Consider the following 19,647-nt stretch of genomic DNA (forward strand, 5'->3'; position numbering starts at 1 on the left):
ATAGAGGAAAACGACGACTAAGAAATAAAGCGAGTAGTATACGCTATATTGGAAAGTAGTAATTATTTAGCGCTAACATGCAATTATTATTTCGAGGATCTGGCATGGCAAAACACATTCAATTCAGCACCACTGGCGGGCCGGAAGTATTGCAGTATCTTGATTTCACACCTATCGACCCGGCACCACATGAAGTTCAAGTAGAAAATAAAGCTATTGGTATTAATTATATCGATACTTATGTGCGTTCTGGCCTCTACCCACCGCCACAGTTTCCCAGCGGTTTGGGAAGTGAAGCGGCCGGTATTGTCACTAAGGTCGGTTCGGCAGTTAGCACGATAAAAGCTGGCGACCGGGTGGTATATGCTCAGGCAGCACTAGGTGCTTACAGCGAAATCCATAATATCGATGCGAGTAAAATTGCGCTGCTTCCTGAGCAGATCTCCTTCGAACAGGCCGCTGCTTCATTCCTTAAGGGGCTGACTGTTCAGTATTTATTACGCCAAACCCATGAAATCAAACCCGGCGAAGTGTTCTTATTTCATGCCGCGGCAGGCGGCGTTGGGCTGATTGCCTGCCAATGGGCAAAAGCGCTGGGCGCGAAACTGATTGGCACCGTCGGCTCCGATGAAAAAGCGGCATTGGCGCAAGCCAAAGGGGCTTGGGCGACCATCAACTACCGTAAAGAAAATATCGCCGAGCGCGTGGCTGAGTTGACGAATGGTGAAAAAGTGGGCGTAGTGTATGACTCAGTGGGGAAAAGCACCTGGCTGGACTCATTAAATAGCCTTAAACGCAGAGGTTTGATGGTCAGTTTTGGTAATGCCTCTGGCCCAGTGACTGGTGTTGATCTTGCCATACTGAATCAAAAAGGCTCATTGTATGTGACCCGGGCTTCCCTCAACGCCTATGTGACTAACCGGCAAGAGTTGGCAAATGCCAGCCAAGAGCTGTTTTCATTGATTATCAGTGGAGCCATTAAGGTGGATGTGGCGCAAGCTCAACAGTTCCCGCTGAGTGATGCGCGCCGCGCCCATGAAGTATTAGAAAGCCGCCAGACAACCGGCTCTAGTCTGTTAATTCCTTAATTCTCGGCACTATTAATGGATAGCTAAATATCGCTATCCATTATTTAAATTTTAATTTATTAAAAAAGTTATTTCCTATTATTTTAAGACCACAGTTTAATATATCCCAATTGCCCTCATGCCACTAAATATATATCCTCATTCGGTAATTTAAACACGACAAAATCCATTAACTATAATGAGGTCTAAATAATGAGTAACGCTGAAAACAATAGAGATATAGATGAATTGCTAAGAAATATCTATTGCGACAATAAAATCAATAACTTAGAGTTTCAGTTATTGCGGGACTTTGCTGATGAGAAATTTGATTATCTTTTAGATAATTATGGAAAAAATAATAATTTATCAGCATTCCAAAAATCTATGGATGTTGCTGTTCAATTAATGCAACAGAGTTTTTTTGATATCAAAGCAAAATGTAAAAATGAAGAAGAGAAGCAATTGGCAAAAGAAGCTTTTGATGCACAAATAGCTTATATCATTGCTAATTATGACCGATTCTTTTCTAATCTTTAATATCTATCACCTGACTTAATATTCTGCTTGTCAAGTCAGCGCCTAAAGTAATAACCAGGGCTTCTAATGCTAAGAAGCCCTGGTTACACCGCTTTCTTTGAGACACTTGTAGGGGTACAGCAGGGTATTTTCTGTCAGAGTGATGTTCACTTAAGTGAACGTGCCGTTTATACGGCTATTTTCACCTCTGACAGGGATGAAAACGTGATACCAAATCGTATCTGTCAGCATCCTAACAAGCCCATTTAGGAAAAAATACGTTTTCCTGGTAATTTGCTCCACTAAACTTTCAGCCTGTGATCACTCCCGCAAGAAAACAAAATAATCAGTAACGTCTTACAACCGGTTTTTGCATTGAACGCCAGATCCAGACAATGACCACCGCCAATATCAACCATGGCAACAACTTAATCATCATCACAAATAAGCCACCTAGCATCATAAAAGCAGCGGCAACCATTAAAGCGGCGAATATGCCCAACAGAGAAACACCGGTCACCATCAGCATAATAAAAAAGCCGATCACAAAGAGGATTTCGAACATGGCTGGCTCCTTAATAATTATTTATATCTCACCATCACATCATTAAATACAATGATATCGATAAAGTGTTTATTAAGCTTATTACAAGAAACGTGCCAATTTAGAGAGTATAGGTAACAGATTGAATTTACTGATTATCAATAAAATAAGCCTGCCAATGAAATCAGCAGGCATGGTCAATTTCGCTAACTTATCGTCACTTTAGTGACTAACTGTGTTGTGGGCGAGTCACCAATGCCAGCGCCTTTTCTACCACGGAAACATCAGCTCCAGGCTTATGCGCATTTTCACTCAAATAACGGCGCCACTGGCGCGCACCGGGGATCCCTTGGAAAATACCAAGGATATGCCGGGTTATATGGCCCAAATAAGCGCCACGCGACAGCTCCTGTTCAATATAAGGATAAAGCGCTTCTATAGCTTTAACACTGTCGACCACTGGTGCATTTGGATCAAACAGTTCGCGGTCCACTTGCGTTAAAATACTGGGGTTTTGATAGGCTTCACGCCCCATCATCACACCATCGAGATGCTTAAGATGTTCTTTAGCCTCAGCCAAGGTTTTGACACCGCCATTAATAGCGATAGTCAGTGCCGGAAAATCACGTTTAAGCTGATAAACCCGCTCATAATCCAGAGGAGGAACTTCGCGATTTTCTTTCGGGCTTAATCCTGAAAGCCAGGCTTTACGGGCATGGATGGTGAAAATATCACATTCACCACGTTCTGCGACAGTCTGCACGAATTCACACAAGAACTCGTAGCTATCTAATTCGTCAATCCCAATACGGGTTTTCACCGTGACGGGAATAGAAACCACATCACGCATGGCTTTAATACAATCAGCAACCAGATCTGCCTCAGCCATTAGACAAGCGCCAAAACGCCCATTTTGTACCCGATCAGAAGGGCAACCGACATTCAGATTAATTTCATTGTATCCACGAAGCTCCGCCAATTTAGCGCAATGTGCTAGCGCTTGTGGATCACTGCCCCCGAGCTGTAACGCGACGGGATGATCTTGCTCGCTATAAGCCAGATAGTCTGCTTTGCCATGGATGATCGCACCCGTAGTGACCATTTCGGTATAGAGCAATGCCTGCTTAGTTAACAAACGATGAAAATAGCGGCAATGGCGGTCTGTCCAATCGAGCATCGGCGCGATGGAAAAACGTTGTAGGGGGTAATTGCCTTTAAACTCGCTTGTACCAACGATCAAGCCTGAATCAGTGGATATGTTATTTTCGTGCATTCTGGGTCATTTTGTCGTATTTTTTCTTTATCAGCACCCCATACAGCCCCCTAATACGTGGGGTGCTGAGATAGGACAAGGGAAAAGCATGGTCTACTATAGCATAGAAAAACGCCTTCGCGCCGATGGCACTGGCGCGCTATAGTCCAGAGCAATCTCATTAGATTCTTATTGCGCTAGTTTTTGGAAAACATCTCCAAGAACTAATCTCGCACCAGCATTAGACAAGTGACTTCCATTATTATATAGCCCCCCATCTTTATTAATAATTAAACAACGGTTATCACTACATAAACTATCAACCGGTTTTATAATAATCAGATTAGGGTTTGGTGTGAGATAGTTATCGAGTGTTTCACCTAAGGAGAGTGCGGCATAATAACCTTTGGTTCTTTTATCATAGACTTTATTAATATGGGCGCTCGTCAGGTTCAGCAATCTAAAATACTCTATTTTAACATCGGTACTAATGCTAGGTATTGGGTATATCACAACCACCCGATGCCCTAAAGAAAGTAGTCTATTAATGTTCTCAGCAAGAGATTCCCATACTAACTTTTCACCAATAATAGGCATGCCGCTCGCTTTTTCCTCACCCTCTTGCACCAATTTAACATCTTTAAATTGAGCATAATTCGCGGCAATTAGAAATGTTTTTTTATTAGTGAAATCATTAATCACCTGCCAACGTTGACGATTAATTTCAGGGCACTCAGGGGCAGTACCAAACCATAATTTTTCAGAGACAAATGAACATTGCTCATATGTTAAGGATATAATACCATGACCTTTTTCCGCTAATTCACTCTGTAACGCATATTCGAATGATGCGGCATAACTATCACCCAGCACAACCCAGCTTTCATCACCAAACCTACATGCTTCTAGAGGGCTTCTATTTGCGCAGTCAATTGTTTTTTCATCAGATAGATAATTCTTACCTTCAGAGTTCCCCTTTAGACGCCTAAATTCAGGGACTTTAAAATCCTCATACATTTTTTTAGCTAAAGGCGACATGAAAGTTTCGGTCTGATCAGATGAACTATTTTTAGCTAATATGAAAACTGAAAACACAATTAAAATAATCGGCGATACAGTAATAACGACCAATTTCCAGCGAGATAACTGTTTTGTCCTAAAGGGTTTTTCAATCAAATAGAACGATAACACAGAAATAACCATTGACAGTAAAATCAACAAGATGGATGTAAAAGTATTGATTTCACCTATTTTAATTCTATAAAAAACAAATAATGGCTGATGCCAAAGATAGATAGAATAAGATATCGCCCCAATGAAAATCATTGGTTTAAGTGATAAAAAATTAGATGCTACACCCTTCTCACGAGAGAACAATATTATTAAACAAGTCCCTAGAACAGGTATTAATGTAATAACAGATGGATGTAGCATACTATCATCAACAAACAAAATGGATAAAATAATTAAAACAAACCCTACGACTGGTAATGTTTTATAATGAATTTTGCTAATGTTAAGTTTGTTTTCTAAAGTAATAATAGCAACAATACTTCCCGCCATCAGCTCCCACATTCTACTCGGTAACATATAGAACGCGAAGTTGGGTTGGCGATAGGCTAAAATGTTAGATAACACCAATGAAAGCAAAAAAAGTGAAAATATTATAGTCAGTTTTTTATCTTTAAATCTCTTACATAACCAAAGACATAAAAAAGGGAAAATCAGATAAAATTGCCACTCAACAGACAAACTCCAAGTATGCAGCAATGGTTTATATTCACTGGAATCTGATACATAAGTATCTTCACCAAAAAAGTATAAATTAGACACGAAAAACAAAGATGCCAATAGGGTTTTTACATAAATAACAAGGCTATCAGGTAATAAAAAATAAAAAGCCAAAACAGAAGAAACTAATAAAACAGCAATCATCGCTGGTAATATTCTTTTTATTCGTCTAATAAAAAAACTTTTAAAGAAAAAACACCAGCATTCATCTGCGTAAAAATTATTGTCGTTATCAAGTATCCCGATAATACAAAAAATATATCTACGCCAAGAAAACCACCCTTGAATACCTCATAGCCAAAAAGAGAAAATTTAACGTGATATAAAAGCACGGATATCACTGCAACAGCCCTTAAGCCATCTAACTCTGCCCTGTATTTGGTGATATCAGAAGACATTTTCATCTCTGTAAAAAATTAGTTTATTTATTTTCCCATAGCAAAAGTAATTTTGCAATATACGAACAATGGTACATGGTAAAATACCATTACTTTGAGTCAGTAATGCATACTTATCTTTATTTGCGAGGGCTTTAAAACTGCTAAAAAGTTTTACTTTAAATTCACTTAACCCCAAAATTGACACCAGCGTTTTAATCACAGAATCTATCAATAAAGGGATATTGAGCAACAGGTTAATATGATAAAATCTGTTCCATTCAAACGCTGCGGGATGAAACCATGAACTCAACCAACCAGGAAAAGCTGCTTGCTCAGGCTGAGAGCCTGTGCCAACAACGTAACGTCCGGCTGACACCGCAACGTCTTGAAGTATTACGCCTCATGGCGCAACAGCCCGGCGCAATCAGCGCTTATGATTTGTTAGACTTGCTCCGTGTTTCCGAGCCGCAAGCTAAACCGCCAACGGTCTACCGCGCATTAGATTTTTTGCTCGAACAAGGGTTTATTCACCGAGTAGAGTCAGCTAACAGCTATGTGTTGTGCCATCATTTTGAAGAGCCAACTCATACCTCCGCACTCTTTATCTGCGATCGCTGCAAGATTGTGACTGAACGCCCGACTGTAGGTATTGAAGAAGCACTGGCACAGTTAGCAAAACAGTCTGGTTTTACATTGCGCCATAGCGTGGTGGAAGCCCATGGCTTATGCACTAAATGTGGGGAGGTTGAAGCATGTGAAAGCCACGATCATTGTGATCATGACCATTCTATTGTGATGAAAAAAAAATAAATATCTGGCGATAAAGGTCAGCCCGTTATCAATATAGTAATAATACAGTAATAGGTTGAATTAGAATATGCGTTAAATAACACTGCCATGATAATAAATAGAAGGTACCACAGGACACGTCCTTGTGTCTTATCGATATTAGATTAGGACTAAATAGAATACTTTCCATTATTAACATCACTATGTAATAACGTATATTCTATGAAATGAAAGACCCAATATAATTTATATCGACATCAATTAAATTCCTTTTTAAGGCTGTTACCAGCGGTATTTGCTGTGGTCTTCCCAAGCTTTAACTTCTTTCTCGGCTTGCTCTTTCTGATAGCCGTATTTCTCTTGGATCTTACCTACTAGTTGGTCGCGCTTACCTTCAATAACGGTTAGGTCATCGTCAGTCAGTTTGCCCCATTTCTCTTTAATTTTACCTTTGAACTGCTTCCAGTTACCGTCAGCTTGATCTTTATTCATAATAACTCCGCTATCTTGGAATAAGTTAATTCGGTACGATAAACATTCTTTATAAAACTAATATTTTCTTAAATTAGTCACTCACAGTCTTAATTTAAATTAAGCATGATTATTTTATTTACCGTATAAATAACTATAGCAGAGGATATTAATAACTGAAGGAAAACCAATGTTACTGGTCGCAATGATGACCATAAGTGAATAACGAAACCATATTATATTCAGTTAAAACAGTAGGTAATAACGTATTATCGGATTGTTCTCAATATAAAGTGAATTAACAGAACAGAAGGTTATATGAACAATATACCCTCTAAATAAAGAGGGTATACATCAACAACTAGAATCAGATCCAGTCGCCATTGCGGATGACACCAACAGCCAGTCCTTCAATGGTGAAACTTTGTTCACGCAGATCGACAATAATCGGCTGGAACTCGCTATTTTCAGGAAGAAGCTGCACGATATTACCTTGTTTTTTCAAGCGTTTTACTGTGACTTCATCATCAATTCGCGCGACAACCACTTGTCCGTTACGCACATCTTGCGTTTTATGCACCGCCAGTAGGTCACCATCCAGAATACCGATATCTCTCATCGACATCCCATTAACCCGCAGTAGGAAATCTGCGCTTGGCTTAAACATGGAAGGGTCGACTTTGTAGTGCCCTTCAATATGTTGCTGTGCCAGCAAGGGTTCACCTGCTGCAACCCGGCCAATCAACGGTAGGCCATCTTCTTCTTCCATCAGTAAACGAATACCGCGGGAAGCGCCAGAAACAATCTCAATAACACCCTTGCGGGCCAATGCTTTTAAATGCTCTTCAGCGGCGTTAGGAGAGCGGAATCCCAGACGCTGCGCAATTTCGGCACGGGTCGGCGGCATGCCAGTTTGCGATAGGTGATCGCGCACCAGGTCATAAACCTCTTGCTGTCTGGTCGTAAGTGCTTTCATTTCGCCCCCTGTTTGTTTATACAGTCTTGCTGTGAGTATATACAGGTAAACCTGTATTGGGAACCAAAGAGTGAATAAAAACAGGGATTAATCACAGCTTATTTTTATTGTGTTGCTCACCGTGCCCAAAGCCACGATATTTCAGCCACACAACTAGCCCACATGTTGCCAGAGCACCGTTATCCAGATAAAAAGCGCCAGCAGGATAGCGAGAAACACAGCGGCAGACCCCATATCTTTGGCACGGCCTGAAAGTTCATGGAATTCACTGCCGATGCGATCAACTACTGCTTCAATGGCACTATTGATGACTTCAATAATGATCACTAACGCGACACTGCCAATCAATAAAATGCGCGCTAAAGCATCTACATCTAGCCAGAAGGCCAGTATGATAGCGACGATGGCAGCTACTGATTCTTGGCGAAATGCGGCTTCGTTTTTCCAGGCAGCACTGAGGCCTTTCATCGAATAACCGGCCGCTTTATAGATTCGGGTAAGCCCTGTTGATTGATTCGCCATGTTTTATTGCCTTTATCTTAAGTTAATGATGAGCTTTGCCGCTTTCTGTTATCTTATCACCACAGATCTCAAAACCAGTTTCTGGTATCCTTGCGACGAATTGCTAACAAGAGGCTTCATGTCGTTATGTCAGGTTGGCGTAAAATATATTATAAGTTACTGAATTTACCACTTAAACTGTTGGTAAAAAGCAAGGTTATTCCGGCAGATCCTGTGACTGAGTTAGGGTTAGACCCTTCTCGTCCTATTCTGTACGTTTTGCCTTACAATTCTAAGGCTGATTTGCTGACTTTGCGAGCGCAGTGTCAGGCGCAGGATCTGCCCGACCCATTGATTCCATTGGAAATCGATGCCGTGCAACTGCCGAGTCATGTGTTTATCGATAATGGCCCTCGAGTCTTTCGTTATTACGCACCTAAGCAAGAGTCGGTCAAGCTGTTCCACGATTATCTAGATCTGCACCGCAATAATCCGGAGCTGGACATTCAAATGTTGCCGGTTTCCGTGATGTTTGGTCGTTCGCCAGGGCGTGAAGGCCATGGTACGCCGCATCTGCGTGTGCTGAATGGTGTGCAGAAATTCTTTGCCGTATTGTGGCTGGGCCGCGATAGCTTTGTGCGTTTCTCGACCACGGTTTCATTGCGTCGGATGGCCAGTGAGCATGGCACCGATAAAACGATAGCCCATAAGCTGGCGCGCGTGGCGCGGATGCACTTCTCCCGTCAACGTCTGGCCGCTGTCGGCCCGAGCTTGCCAGATCGCCAAGACCTCTTCAAAAAGCTGTTGGCTTCCAAGGCGATTGAAAAAGCCGTGGCGGATGAAGCACGTACCAAGAAAATCTCCCATGAAAAAGCGCAGCAAAATGCGATTACGCTAATGGAAGAGATCGCCGCAGACTTCTCTTATGAAGCCGTGCGTCTGTCTGACAGGGTATTGAGCTGGACGTGGAACCGTTTGTATCAGGGTATTAATGTCCATAATGCAGAGCGCGTACGGCAGTTAGCGCAAGATGGCCATGAGATAGTCTATGTGCCTTGCCATCGCAGCCATATGGATTACCTGCTGCTCTCTTACGTGCTTTATCATCAAGGGCTTGTACCGCCACATATTGCTGCCGGTATTAACCTTAACTTCTGGCCTGCCGGCCCGATTTTCCGCCGTTTAGGGGCTTTCTTTATCCGCCGTACCTTTAAAGGCAACAAACTCTACTCAACCGTGTTCCGCGAATATCTGGGCGAATTATTCACCCGCGGCTATTCCGTCGAGTATTTTGTTGAAGGTGGGCGCTCACGAACCGGCCGCCTGCTAGAACCGAAAACCGGCACGCTGTCGATGACGATTCAAGCCATGTTACGTGGCGGTTCGCGGCCCATCACGCTGGTGCCAATTTATATTGGCTACGAGCATGTGATGGAAGTGGGTACTTACGCCAAAGAGCTGCGAGGAGCCACCAAAGAGAAAGAAAACCTGTTGCAGATGTTGCGTGGCCTGCGCAAGTTGCGCAATCTGGGTCAGGGCTATGTCAACTTTGGTGAGCCAATCCCGCTGACCACTTATCTGAACACCAATGTACCGCAATGGCGGGATGCGATTGATCCCATTGAAGCACAGCGCCCGAGCTGGCTGACACCGGTGGTAAATGATTTGGCCGGTAAGATTATGGTCAGAATTAACAATGCTGCGGCAGCAAATGCCATGAACCTGTGTTCGACCGCGTTGTTAGCTTCACGTCAGCGTTCACTAACCCGTGAGCAATTGTTGGAGCAACTTGAGTGCTACCTGCAACTGATGCGCAATGCGCCTTATGCGAAAGATGTCACTGTGCCGGATAAAACACCGGAAGAGCTGCTTAATCACGCCTTAAATATGAATAAGTTTGAGGTGGAGAAAGACAATATTGGTGACATTATCATCTTGCCACGGGAACAAGCCGTGCTGATGACTTACTATCGCAATAATATCCAGCACTTGCTGATGTTACCGTCACTGATAGCCAGTATGGTGATGTACCACCGTCGCATTACCCGCGCGGAATTATTGCGCCAAATCAGTATGATTTATCCAATGTTGAAAGCTGAACTGTTCCTGCATTACAGCAAAGAGCAGTTGCCACAAACCTTGGATACATTGATAGATGAACTGGCTCGCCAGCAGCTGATTTGCGATAAAGGGGATGAATTGGTGCTGAACCCAGCCCGCATTCGCCCTCTGCAATTACTGGCCGCTGGTGTGCGTGAAACCTTGCAACGCTACGCAATTACACTGTCATTACTCAGTGCTAACCCAAGTATCAACCGTGGTGCATTGGAAAAAGAAAGCCGGATTATGGCGCAGCGTTTGTCTGTACTGCATGGGATTAATGCCCCAGAATTCTTCGATAAAGCCGTGTTCTCGACACTGGTCGGCACCTTGCGCGAAGAAGGCTACATCAGCGACAGCGGTGATGCCATTCAGGAACATACACTGGAAGTTTACAATATGCTGAGTGCGTTGATGACGCCGGAAGTGAAGCTGACAATCGAAAGCGTCAGTATGCCGGCGGAAACCAACAATCAGTTACCCGCCCCTGAGGCCGAGGATGAATCGGAAGATTAATCCTGTAAGAGAAAAATGAAGAACAGAATGGCCAGATTTATCATCTGGCCATTTTTTTATATGTAACTCACCAAAATGCCGAGAAACAGCACCAGCCCCACATAATTATTATTCAGGAAGGCACGGAAGCAAGGATCGCGTTCACGCTGGGCAATCATCTTCTGTTGATGAACAAACAGCGCACCTGCCAGCAAAACTGACCCATAAAATGCGCCACCCAAATTCATCAACCAGCCAATAGTGACCATTAAAATCAACGTGGCCAATTGCAGCAACCCGATGATTAATTTGTCGCGCTGACCAAATAAAATGGCTGTGGATTTAACACCAATTTTCAGGTCATCATTACGATCCACCATGGCATATTGCGTGTCATAAGCGACTGTCCAGCAAATATTAGCGAGCAAAAGTAGCCAGCATACCAACGGCAAACTCTCACTCACGGCGGCAAAACCCATAGGGATTGACCAACCAAATGCGGCCCCCAGTACTACCTGCGGCAAGTGAGTGACCCGTTTCATAAAGGGATATACCCAAGCCAAAGCCAGTGCAGCCAGCGATAGCCAGATGGTCATGCTATTGAGTGTTAATACCAAACCAAATGACATCAGCACCAATACGACAAACAGGATTTTACTTTCTTTCTCGCTGATAAGCCCGCTTGGCAAGGGCCGGGATGCCGTGCGTTTGACAAAGCCATCAATCCGTCGGTCAGCATAATCATTAACAACACAACCGGCGGCGCGCATGAAAAACACCCCCAAGACAAAAACAATCAATATTTTGGTGTCAGGAATGCCGTGCCCCGCTAACCATAGTGCCCACAAAGTCGGCCATAGCAATAATAGTGAGCCAATGGGTTTATCAATGCGCATTAGACGACAATATGCCAGCCATTTGCTCTGAACAGTACTTTCCTTCAATTTATTGCTCTCCAAAATCTCACCACCACATGACACGGCTAGAACAGCATTATTTGGTATAAAGCGGCGAGGCCGGTAAAAAAACTTCAGTCAGTAACAAGGGCTTACCGGATAAACGAAGTAACGAACGGCGCGCCCAAAGGCTATCTTGTCGCCCGACTTGAATATAATCGCGGGTTAAATTATTACCACCAAATAAATAGCGCCCAAGCGGTAATGTGCCTAAATCCACCAGCGAGCGGTCCGGGCCAGACAAGGTTTCTTGCGGGATAACCGTGCGACCAAGCAACCACGGCTCATTATCACCACACAGAATGATTTCTCGTAACCAATAGCGCTCACTGACCGGCAGGTGTTCGGCATCTTCACCTAACTCATTATGGGTAATAAAGCATTCGCGCTGCGGTTCAACATGCACCCGCTGACAATGTTGCTCAAAACGCCGGGTCATTGATCCCAACTCCATCAGCCAGTCAGCAATGTCCACGGGAAGAGTTGGGCGCTCAATGGCACACCATTGAATGGGTTTTAAAATTGATGCATTGCCGGTCAGCATGCGAGTCGCTCCCTGCCGAGGATAAAATACGCATCCTCGCAATTGGTCATTGGTGGTCAGTAAATAGGGCATCATTGTAGCGCAGAATAGATATCGAGCGACATCAGGTTACGGGTTTATTACGCCCGGCAACATCGCGCCATCACTTAATTTTTTTATATTCGTCAATATATTCAAGTATATCGCTAATTCTCATATCCACTCCCCAATGTTGCTGGCTGCTCTCGACACCTCTTGCTGAGTGGTATCCATCATAGGCTTTATCAAAATCAATAGGATAGAAAGTGTTGGTTTTTTCATCATATAAAACATTATTAAAATTTAAGTCATCATGAATAATATTGTGATAGCCAAGGTCATCCATCATGCTCAAAAATCGCTCCTTCGCACTGGGTGGGAAAATGGCGCGCTTAATACTGGTCAATGTTCTCCCCGGTACACGGTACATTCTTATATAGTATTGATTTCCTTCAGCAATTAGCTCGGCGGCCCCCTCGCCATAATATCGATTAAAAAACTCAACTTCTTTCACGTGGATATCAGTGATAACTTCTTGATTTTGTGCAGCTAATTTCTTTAATACAAAACCGCGATTATTGGCATCCAGGTAGACATCGCCAGTCACTCCACGGCCAATTTTTGTACCTAACTTGATTTCAGGGTTAAATTGAGGATGTGAAAAGCGCGATTGGAGTGGCCCGCCGCCCAGAAGTCTGCCGGGCCGAATAAATTGCGGCCCTTGTTTCAAGACAAAACCTAAGTCTTGGCCGGTGACTAAATCAACCTCCCAATAAGCACCGCTACCGCCCTGCCTGACCCATGCTTGCCGCACTTCGCCGGCGGCGGCATCTTTAAGTGCAATTCGTTGTACCTCAATAAGTGTGCCGCGCGGGTTTTCTATCTCCTGAGTTTCCCGTTCAGGGACATTTACCTCGGGGCTGTATTCTTCTATCCCACTGATTTCATGATTGATTAAATCATCCATCTCAACTGATAATGTGGGCGACAACAGAGGGTCAGCACCGGGCGGAAGCTGTTCCACCGTCTTGACCCCCTCCCCCGCTCCCCTAAGCAAACTCACTTCCATCACCATCGCCGTCATGCCCGCCGCCATATTTTCCTTATCATTGCGGTAGCGCGGCCCTTCCACTTTGGCGATAGTGCACATCGGGTTGGGCTGGGGTAATTTACACACCCAATGATTTTCCAGACTTTCCCAGGCATTGCCCCAAAAACGTGTGTTTTCAGATTCGGGTTGGTAGGCTTGTGCCAGAGAACTTATTTTAAGCTGCAATGTTATGCCCTGTGGCTGCTGACCATCGTCTATTAACATCTCAATGGCTTTAGCCCGGATTGCCGGATGGGTTTTGATTTGTGCATAATATTGGTTTTTTTTCGCGTCCAGGCTCTTGAAAACATTAATTAACTTGCCGCGGCTACTGAGCATCGACATATTGGCGACAAAGTGATCACTGGCATTGCGACGCCGCTTAAATTCATCAACAGGTGAATCGAACTTTTTCTGGGGGAAACCAAACCGAGCATCCTGATGGTAAATATATTGTCTGGAAACATTGATATTCCTGACGCCATTTTCTAGCAAAATCGCCTTTATGGCCTGATTTTCATCAAATTCATCAGGTGGATGGCGATAGGCCAGACGCATATCAAGATAGTCTAATTCTCGCGCTATTTTCTCGCGTTCGGTGTGATAAAGCGCATGCTGCACCAACAAGTAGAGTGCGGGCTGATGATATTCTAATAGTTGACCGATCGCTTTGAGGTCCGACACAAACCTTTCCTGCTCCAAATCAATGGCAATATCGTCAATAATATTGCCAGCTAATTGTTTGAGCCGGCTAAAGGTAATCAGTGCTGATTCAGACAAGCCAGACATCGCGATTGACTCGGCAATGCGGTTGAAAGCACTCGCCATCTGCTTGACGGTCAGCACTTCGGCCCCATTAGATTGGCTGAAATGGGACAAAAAAATCACCGTCGGGCTATAACCGACAACTCCAGTTTGTTGTAATTGCTGCTCTTCCTCCAGCAATAAGTTATAGAGTTGCTCGGTATCTTTACCCTCCAATTGATCAAGTGCTTTACCTTGCAATCGATAATATAGGTTGAGCGTCGCCTTGAGTGAAAACGCCAAACTGCCGACCGGGTACTGGAGGTCAAGAAATTGGGTGAAATCCTGTTGGCTGCAGATGTCAAACCCAACCAAGCTGCATCCCGTTAACGTCATCTCCATCAGTGAGCCGGTCAAATAACGCCCTTGGGCATTTTTCGGTGCAAATCCATTGGCCAGATAACTTTCATCCGATTGCACTACCGCCGGTATGGCCGTCATTCCCTCATGCAGCACCCTTAATGCCTGAACTGCACGAAAGACGGGTAGCCCTGCGCCATCCAAACTATCTCGCGCCCAATGGACAGGTTGTTCAGCGGAGCCGCCCTCCACTTCCCCGTAGCGCTGGCCATAATGGGAATAGTTATACAGTATTGCCGCTTGAATTCGCCGCTCTTTATATTCAGGGCGATAAATACCAGCGGATAATTCGGTCAAAGTGGGCGGGTTCTCTTGATGCAGCCACCAGACAAGGTTTAGGGCGGCGAGCGGGGTGAGTTGCTCTTCTGTCGACAGCATCAGGCCTTTTTGGAATAACTTAAAAAGCACATCCCGCTCCAAACTGGCTATCCGTGCTTTTTGGTATCCTTGCTCTGCGGTTAACTCCGCTCTTAAATGCAGTAAATCCTCCAAACTTTCTGCTGATTCAACCTGTTGTACATCATAGAGTTGTAGGTAAAGATCCACAATTCTGCCCACCCGCGCATCACTGATTTGCCCGAATTGTTGCAACCATATTTCCTGCTCCAATTCATTCGCATTATCAATTAATTGCATTGCCTGACTGAAGACGGGATCTGAGGTCGAACTGACATTGGGCAGTTTGTCTGCCATTGCTTCCAATAGCAGATGGTCTCGTGCCGTGACTTTTAGCGGTGATCTAAAGGAATCAGTATGTTGGCGATTAATCGTGGATGGCGTAAATGGAGGGGGTTCTTCTGCCAAGAGGGCCGAACAAAACAGCACTGCAATCCATAGACAAAACTGAGTTTTCTTTAACATCAATTAGTTCCTTTAATTGTCTAGCTGAATCATTAGGAGCCATCTGATATCAATCCCGGTATGCCTTCCAAGATACCGAGATCAACCCCATTTTCAGTCTGGTAGATTCTTATTTGTCTTTTGTCTCTCTCTACTGAGCCAACAAACGAAAGCCCCACCAAGAAAAAAGGTGCGCCGAGGCGCACCAATCATCCAGCCATATTCGGCAGTGCCGGGATTTACCCCTTGCCTTTTACACTACCAATAAAGGTTTTTCGGGCTGAAGTTGAGCCCAAATGTTCCGCTTCGTTCAACAATTTCAGCGCCTTATCGACATCACCGGATTTCACCGCGTCTTTAATCGCCTGGTTGAAGTAGTTTTCAGTCTCGCTCAGCATCGGCTCTGTGGGTTTGGCCGGGGCTGGAGCTGCGACGGCTGCAGGTTGAATCGCGCTGCCCACCACCACGGGCGCAAAAGCCGGTGCTGACTGTATCAAGCCAATCATGACATTGCCCATGCCTTGCTCGGCGGTGGCTTTAATTCTCAAATTACCGGTCGGGATATGTTTGGCAATCGGGTCTGGAATATCCGGTACCGCATTACCCACGCCCATGGCATAAGCTTTGGCCGGATCCAGCAATTTGGTGGTTTTGACCAAATCATCACGGGTCGTGTAGACCAGCAGATAGATTTGTTTTTGCCCCAATGCCGGTGTCAATTTCATGACGCCCTGCAACCTGTCACTGGTCATAATGCCGGCTTTTTCATAAGTGAAATAGCTGGATGGATAGTAAGCCGCCGGGCGCATCTGTTCATCTAACACTAATACGCTAGGGGAAAATAATTGATTATCAGTAACTAAGCTGCTGAGTGTGACCTCCATGGAGCCACGGTCTGCCGGGAGTGCGAAAGCAGCAACCGCGCCCTCGACATTCCCCTGAGAAATTTGCGGGCTGGAGGCCGTCAGTTTGATATCTTGCGTCGCCGGTGGCACTAATGGCTGCCATGGCAACTGTTGTAATGTCGCGGTACTGATAGTCGGCGCGATGGAAACATTCGCCGGAGAAATCGTTGATTCGGCTTGAACTGCCAGAGGTGCTGAAACCCCCAGAGCTAATGCCAGACAGAGTGTCAGCAGATTCTTCTTCATTGTTATACCCTCATACATTGAGCGTCAGCGCTAACTGTGCACAGGCAAGGTCGGCAAAGTTAACCAATATATTCCCGTCATACCTCAAGCTGCATGTGCATTAGCTGCAACTCGCGCCACTTCAGGTATATGGCTTTATCTTGTTGGCAATGGGCCGTAGCCCGTCTCATCATGCAAAACAGCCGCCCCTCAGGACGGCTGTATGACATCTGTTACCACCAGGCTTCGAATTGCGCGCCGAAGGTCACTTCATTGTTTTTACCGCGGCTGTCGGTACCGATGGTGCCATTTTGTGCCAGCCCCTTATCAGCACTGCCATTCACATCGTTATAGCCCCACTTCTCATCCCAGTTGGCATAAGTAGCGAAGACACGAATGGCCGGACGTGACCAGATGCTGTCGCCTGCTTGCCATTGTTGTGCCAATGTCAGTTTGTATTGGCCGTTACGGTCGCCGGTACGTTGTGATTTCACATTGTCGTAGCCAACTTCTGCCAAGGTACTCATGATATTGGTCCATTTGTACATTGGACGCACACCCACGCTGTACCACGTGGTGCCGTTGTTGTTGTCCCAGTCAGTGTCCTGATACAGTCCGACGTACATCAGATCCCACTTCTCAGCCAGATTGATGGCACCGTGGTCGATAATACGCAGCATGTGGCCATTGTTATTCACTGATGTACCTTGTGAATGGCCGCTGTTGTATGAAGTCATAGAGTCAGTGGCATACTGAACAACAAATTTGTTGAAGCCGCCCATCATGCTTTGCGTATGTTCAGCGGTCAGCATCACGCCATCTTTCGAGGCATTTGGGGCCAGCGCGTAGTCGTCCTGGGTATTGGCACGACCATAATCCACACCAAACTCCAGGGTGCCGCCTGGGTTAGTTTCTAAACCGGCTAAACGGATGTCATACACATCATTGACGGTGTGGTCGGCATCTTTGCGTTGATTGTCAATCCAGGCACTTGAACCACCCGCTTCTGAGTTACGGGTTGCAGCCACAGATAATTTACCGAAGCCCAGATCAATAGCCTCTAAACCCGCACCTGGGCCAGAAATATCCCAGTAGTAGAAGTCAATCATATGGACGTCATGACGTTGGTAGAAGCGCTTACCTGCCCACATGGTGGAGCCAGGCAACCAATCAATTAGATTTTTACCCTGCACGTTGGCTTCACGGAAAGCGGGGTCGGTGGATTCCCAGTCATCACGTTGTGAAACGGAATACGCGACGTTGGTATCTAAGTAGAAGCTCTTATCACCCTCTTTCCACAGCTCCTGGCCTAATTTAATTTCCGCATAAGTTTCACATTCGTTACCCAGACGGTATTTACTTTGAGCACCAGTTGCTTTGAAACATTGTTGTTCACCGCCACTTGCCGTCCAGCCGATGCCGGAGCGCGCATACCCGTGGAAATCAACAGCCATGGCTTGAGTGGAAAGGACACCAGCGGCAACAGCCAGTGCTATCGGTAACTTGCGCAGAGTAGTCATCAGTAATCTCCTGTTATATTTGCCTGTCGGCATGCGTGCTTTACATTTTCCGTAACCGAACGTCGTGGTAACTAGACGCCCAGTTCTCGATACAACCGCTTGCACGCAGAACCATCTTCACGGAACAGATGACAGCGATATGGCGGCAGACCGATGGCGAATGTTGCACCTTCTTCTACCAGCACCACGTCGTTCTGGCGGTAGACCAGGTTTTGACGTATTGCCGGGATTTGGATGTGAATTTGAGTTTCATTACCCAGTTGCTCTACCACCTGAATTTCGCCCTCCAGCGTCACTTCAGAGGCACTGCTTGGCAGCAGATGTTCCGGGCGGATACCCAAAGACAGATTTGCACCGACCTGAACCTGAGTGCCCTCCACCGGCAGCCACACTAGCTGGCGATTTGGCAGTTCTATCTGCACCTGACAAGGTTCAACGGCGGTCACTTTAACCGGTAAAAAATTCATTTTTGGCGAGCCGATAAAGCCCGCAACAAAGCGATTAGCAGGGTAGTGGTACAGCTCAAGCGGCTTACCGACTTGCGCCACATTGCCGGCATCCAGCACCACAATTTTGTCCGCCAGTGTCATGGCTTCGACCTGGTCATGGGTGACGTAAATCATGGTGCGTTGCAGGCGCTTATGCAGGCGTGATATCTCAATGCGCATCTGAACCCGCAGTGCGGCATCCAGGTTAGAAAGCGGTTCGTCGAGCAAGAAAACATCCGGCTCGGCGACCAAAGTACGGCCAATCGCAACACGCTGGCGCTGCCCGCCTGACAAAGCCTTAGGCCGACGTTCCAACAAGTGAGCCAGTTGCAGCACTTCAGCGACCTGATTCACTCGCTGATTAATTTCTGCTTTCTTCACACCAGCCAATTTCAGGCCGAAAGACATGTTCTCTGCCACTGACAGATGGGGATAAAGCGCATATGACTGGAACACCATGCCGATACCGCGCTCTGACGGCGGCACTTCATTCATCCGCTTACCACCAATCAACAACTCGCCCGCGGTAATGTCCTCAAGGCCAGCAATCATCCGCAGCAATGTTGACTTTCCACAGCCGGATGGCCCCACAAAGACTACAAACTCGCCGTCATCGATTTCCAAATTGATGTCTCTGGAAATCACAGCCTCACCAAAGGCCTTATAAACGCCGCTCAGCGTTACATTAGCCATCTGTTACTCCTTTGCTTACGCAAACAACTTTTCATATGAACCTGACTGAAGAAAAATGGCGGAAGCAAATTCCGGCATGACCCATCGCATGACTCCCAGCCCCTGATGACTCTCTTGCTGCGCGCCGTTCCGCCATGCCTTAGCAAGGTTGCCCCGGACGACGTCGCGGCCTGAGTATAGGGCTGCGCGTTGATTAACGCTGCAATGTCCTGATCTGCTTGGGTAATAATTAACCGAACAACCACATTTCGTTGGTGACCGCATTTCAAAGGTGCTGAGTTTCAAGGGTGTTGACGCTGTTTCGATGACGACACCGCTT

Annotated in this window: 17 protein-coding genes and 1 pseudogene; 4 read left to right on the top strand and 14 right to left on the bottom strand. The window is 45.6% G+C overall.

What is annotated here, in order from left to right:
- The first annotated feature begins 104 nt into the window (after window positions 1–104).
- Both D5F51_RS20235 and D5F51_RS20240 read left to right on the top strand, forming a co-directional pair.
- On the top strand, window positions 105–1,088 hold the full coding sequence (locus tag D5F51_RS20235) for a quinone oxidoreductase (protein WP_129198742.1): 984 nt from the start codon (window positions 105–107) through the stop codon (window positions 1,086–1,088).
- A 192-nt stretch (window positions 1,089–1,280) separates the two neighbouring features.
- Window positions 1,281–1,607, top strand: a complete 327-nt coding sequence (locus tag D5F51_RS20240; protein WP_025376780.1) for a hypothetical protein — start codon at window positions 1,281–1,283, stop codon at window positions 1,605–1,607.
- Between the two features lie 325 nt (window positions 1,608–1,932).
- Here the strand turns inward: D5F51_RS20240 and pspG are convergent, their stop codons facing one another.
- From pspG to D5F51_RS22845, 4 genes are all read right to left on the bottom strand, one after another.
- The gene (gene pspG, locus D5F51_RS20245; protein ID WP_050101701.1) at window positions 1,933–2,151 is read right to left on the bottom strand and encodes an envelope stress response protein PspG; all 219 of its coding nucleotides are present in this window, start codon (window positions 2,149–2,151) and stop codon (window positions 1,933–1,935) included.
- Between the two features lie 208 nt (window positions 2,152–2,359).
- Window positions 2,360–3,403: a tRNA dihydrouridine(20/20a) synthase DusA gene (gene dusA / locus D5F51_RS20250; protein ID WP_261373021.1), complete on the bottom strand. Its 1,044-nt coding sequence runs from the start codon at window positions 3,401–3,403 to the stop codon at window positions 2,360–2,362.
- 168 nt (window positions 3,404–3,571) lie between these two features.
- Window positions 3,572–5,317 (bottom strand): acyltransferase family protein, encoded by a 1,746-nt coding sequence (locus D5F51_RS20255; RefSeq protein ID WP_245994853.1) that lies wholly within the window; start codon window positions 5,315–5,317, stop codon window positions 3,572–3,574.
- A 17-nt stretch (window positions 5,318–5,334) separates the two neighbouring features.
- Window positions 5,335–5,571: an acyltransferase family protein gene (locus D5F51_RS22845; protein ID WP_245994855.1), complete on the bottom strand. Its 237-nt coding sequence runs from the start codon at window positions 5,569–5,571 to the stop codon at window positions 5,335–5,337.
- Between the two features lie 282 nt (window positions 5,572–5,853).
- Between D5F51_RS22845 and zur the strand changes: the two genes are divergently transcribed.
- Window positions 5,854–6,363, top strand: coding sequence for a zinc uptake transcriptional repressor Zur (gene zur, locus D5F51_RS20260; RefSeq protein WP_050101724.1), 510 nt, complete (start codon window positions 5,854–5,856; stop codon window positions 6,361–6,363).
- Window positions 6,364–6,624: 261 nt separating this feature from the next.
- Here zur and D5F51_RS20265 read toward each other — a convergent pair whose 3' ends face one another.
- From D5F51_RS20265 to D5F51_RS20275, 3 genes are all read right to left on the bottom strand, one after another.
- The gene (locus tag D5F51_RS20265) at window positions 6,625–6,834 is read right to left on the bottom strand and encodes a CsbD family protein (RefSeq protein WP_004715824.1); all 210 of its coding nucleotides are present in this window, start codon (window positions 6,832–6,834) and stop codon (window positions 6,625–6,627) included.
- A gap of 346 nt (window positions 6,835–7,180) precedes the next feature.
- A complete protein-coding gene (gene lexA, locus D5F51_RS20270; RefSeq protein ID WP_025376726.1) occupies window positions 7,181–7,789 on the bottom strand; it encodes a transcriptional repressor LexA in 609 nt (202 codons plus the stop codon).
- A gap of 153 nt (window positions 7,790–7,942) precedes the next feature.
- The gene (locus tag D5F51_RS20275) at window positions 7,943–8,311 is read right to left on the bottom strand and encodes a diacylglycerol kinase (RefSeq protein ID WP_129198746.1); all 369 of its coding nucleotides are present in this window, start codon (window positions 8,309–8,311) and stop codon (window positions 7,943–7,945) included.
- 126 nt (window positions 8,312–8,437) lie between these two features.
- Here D5F51_RS20275 and plsB point away from each other — a divergent pair, with 126 nt between their 5' ends.
- Entirely contained in the window at window positions 8,438–10,906 is a 2,469-nt protein-coding gene (plsB, locus tag D5F51_RS20280; protein ID WP_129198748.1) for a glycerol-3-phosphate 1-O-acyltransferase PlsB, read from the top strand.
- Between the two features lie 56 nt (window positions 10,907–10,962).
- Here plsB and ubiA read toward each other — a convergent pair whose 3' ends face one another.
- From ubiA to D5F51_RS22850, 7 genes and pseudogenes are all read right to left on the bottom strand, one after another.
- Window positions 10,963–11,829: a 4-hydroxybenzoate octaprenyltransferase gene (ubiA, locus tag D5F51_RS20285; protein WP_129198750.1), complete on the bottom strand. Its 867-nt coding sequence runs from the start codon at window positions 11,827–11,829 to the stop codon at window positions 10,963–10,965.
- 49 nt (window positions 11,830–11,878) lie between these two features.
- Window positions 11,879–12,385 carry a chorismate lyase gene (ubiC, locus tag D5F51_RS20290; protein ID WP_025376722.1) on the bottom strand — a complete coding sequence of 169 codons (507 nt, stop codon included), beginning with the start codon at window positions 12,383–12,385 and terminating at the stop codon, window positions 11,879–11,881.
- 142 nt (window positions 12,386–12,527) lie between these two features.
- On the bottom strand, window positions 12,528–15,518 hold the full coding sequence (locus D5F51_RS20295) for an OspG family effector kinase (protein ID WP_129198752.1): 2,991 nt from the start codon (window positions 15,516–15,518) through the stop codon (window positions 12,528–12,530).
- A 218-nt stretch (window positions 15,519–15,736) separates the two neighbouring features.
- Window positions 15,737–16,648, bottom strand: a complete 912-nt coding sequence (malM, locus tag D5F51_RS20300) for a maltose operon protein MalM (protein ID WP_162301804.1) — start codon at window positions 16,646–16,648, stop codon at window positions 15,737–15,739.
- A 212-nt stretch (window positions 16,649–16,860) separates the two neighbouring features.
- On the bottom strand, window positions 16,861–18,150 hold the full coding sequence (locus D5F51_RS20305; protein ID WP_484455991.1) for a maltoporin: 1,290 nt from the start codon (window positions 18,148–18,150) through the stop codon (window positions 16,861–16,863).
- A gap of 68 nt (window positions 18,151–18,218) precedes the next feature.
- Window positions 18,219–19,328, bottom strand: a complete 1,110-nt coding sequence (gene malK, locus D5F51_RS20310; RefSeq protein WP_025376718.1) for a maltose/maltodextrin ABC transporter ATP-binding protein MalK — start codon at window positions 19,326–19,328, stop codon at window positions 18,219–18,221.
- Window positions 19,329–19,343: 15 nt separating this feature from the next.
- Window positions 19,344–19,573 (bottom strand): annotated as a pseudogene (locus tag D5F51_RS22850) (hypothetical protein).
- Between the last annotated feature and the right edge of the window lie 74 nt (window positions 19,574–19,647).

It is taken from the genome of Yersinia hibernica, assembly GCF_004124235.1.
GTDB lineage: Bacteria > Pseudomonadota > Gammaproteobacteria > Enterobacterales > Enterobacteriaceae > Yersinia > Yersinia hibernica.

What these genes read in the sequence shown, in the direction of transcription:
- D5F51_RS20235 (WP_129198742.1), top strand. Translation starts at nt 105, where the DNA reads ATGGCAAAACACATTCAATTCAGCACCACTGGCGGGCCGGAAGTATTG.
- D5F51_RS20240 (WP_025376780.1), top strand. Translation starts at nt 1,281, where the DNA reads ATGAGTAACGCTGAAAACAATAGAGATATAGATGAATTGCTAAGAAAT.
- pspG (WP_050101701.1), bottom strand. Translation starts at nt 2,151, where the DNA reads ATGTTCGAAATCCTCTTTGTGATCGGCTTTTTTATTATGCTGATGGTG.
- dusA (WP_261373021.1), bottom strand. Translation starts at nt 3,403, where the DNA reads ATGCACGAAAATAACATATCCACTGATTCAGGCTTGATCGTTGGTACA.
- D5F51_RS20255 (WP_245994853.1), bottom strand. Translation starts at nt 5,317, where the DNA reads ATGATTGCTGTTTTATTAGTTTCTTCTGTTTTGGCTTTTTATTTTTTA.
- D5F51_RS22845 (WP_245994855.1), bottom strand. Translation starts at nt 5,571, where the DNA reads ATGTCTTCTGATATCACCAAATACAGGGCAGAGTTAGATGGCTTAAGG.
- zur (WP_050101724.1), top strand. Translation starts at nt 5,854, where the DNA reads ATGAACTCAACCAACCAGGAAAAGCTGCTTGCTCAGGCTGAGAGCCTG.
- D5F51_RS20265 (WP_004715824.1), bottom strand. Translation starts at nt 6,834, where the DNA reads ATGAATAAAGATCAAGCTGACGGTAACTGGAAGCAGTTCAAAGGTAAA.
- lexA (WP_025376726.1), bottom strand. Translation starts at nt 7,789, where the DNA reads ATGAAAGCACTTACGACCAGACAGCAAGAGGTTTATGACCTGGTGCGC.
- D5F51_RS20275 (WP_129198746.1), bottom strand. Translation starts at nt 8,311, where the DNA reads ATGGCGAATCAATCAACAGGGCTTACCCGAATCTATAAAGCGGCCGGT.
- plsB (WP_129198748.1), top strand. Translation starts at nt 8,438, where the DNA reads ATGTCAGGTTGGCGTAAAATATATTATAAGTTACTGAATTTACCACTT.
- ubiC (WP_025376722.1), bottom strand. Translation starts at nt 12,385, where the DNA reads ATGCTGACCGGCAATGCATCAATTTTAAAACCCATTCAATGGTGTGCC.
- D5F51_RS20295 (WP_129198752.1), bottom strand. Translation starts at nt 15,518, where the DNA reads ATGTTAAAGAAAACTCAGTTTTGTCTATGGATTGCAGTGCTGTTTTGT.
- malM (WP_162301804.1), bottom strand. Translation starts at nt 16,648, where the DNA reads ATGAAGAAGAATCTGCTGACACTCTGTCTGGCATTAGCTCTGGGGGTT.
- malK (WP_025376718.1), bottom strand. Translation starts at nt 19,328, where the DNA reads ATGGCTAATGTAACGCTGAGCGGCGTTTATAAGGCCTTTGGTGAGGCT.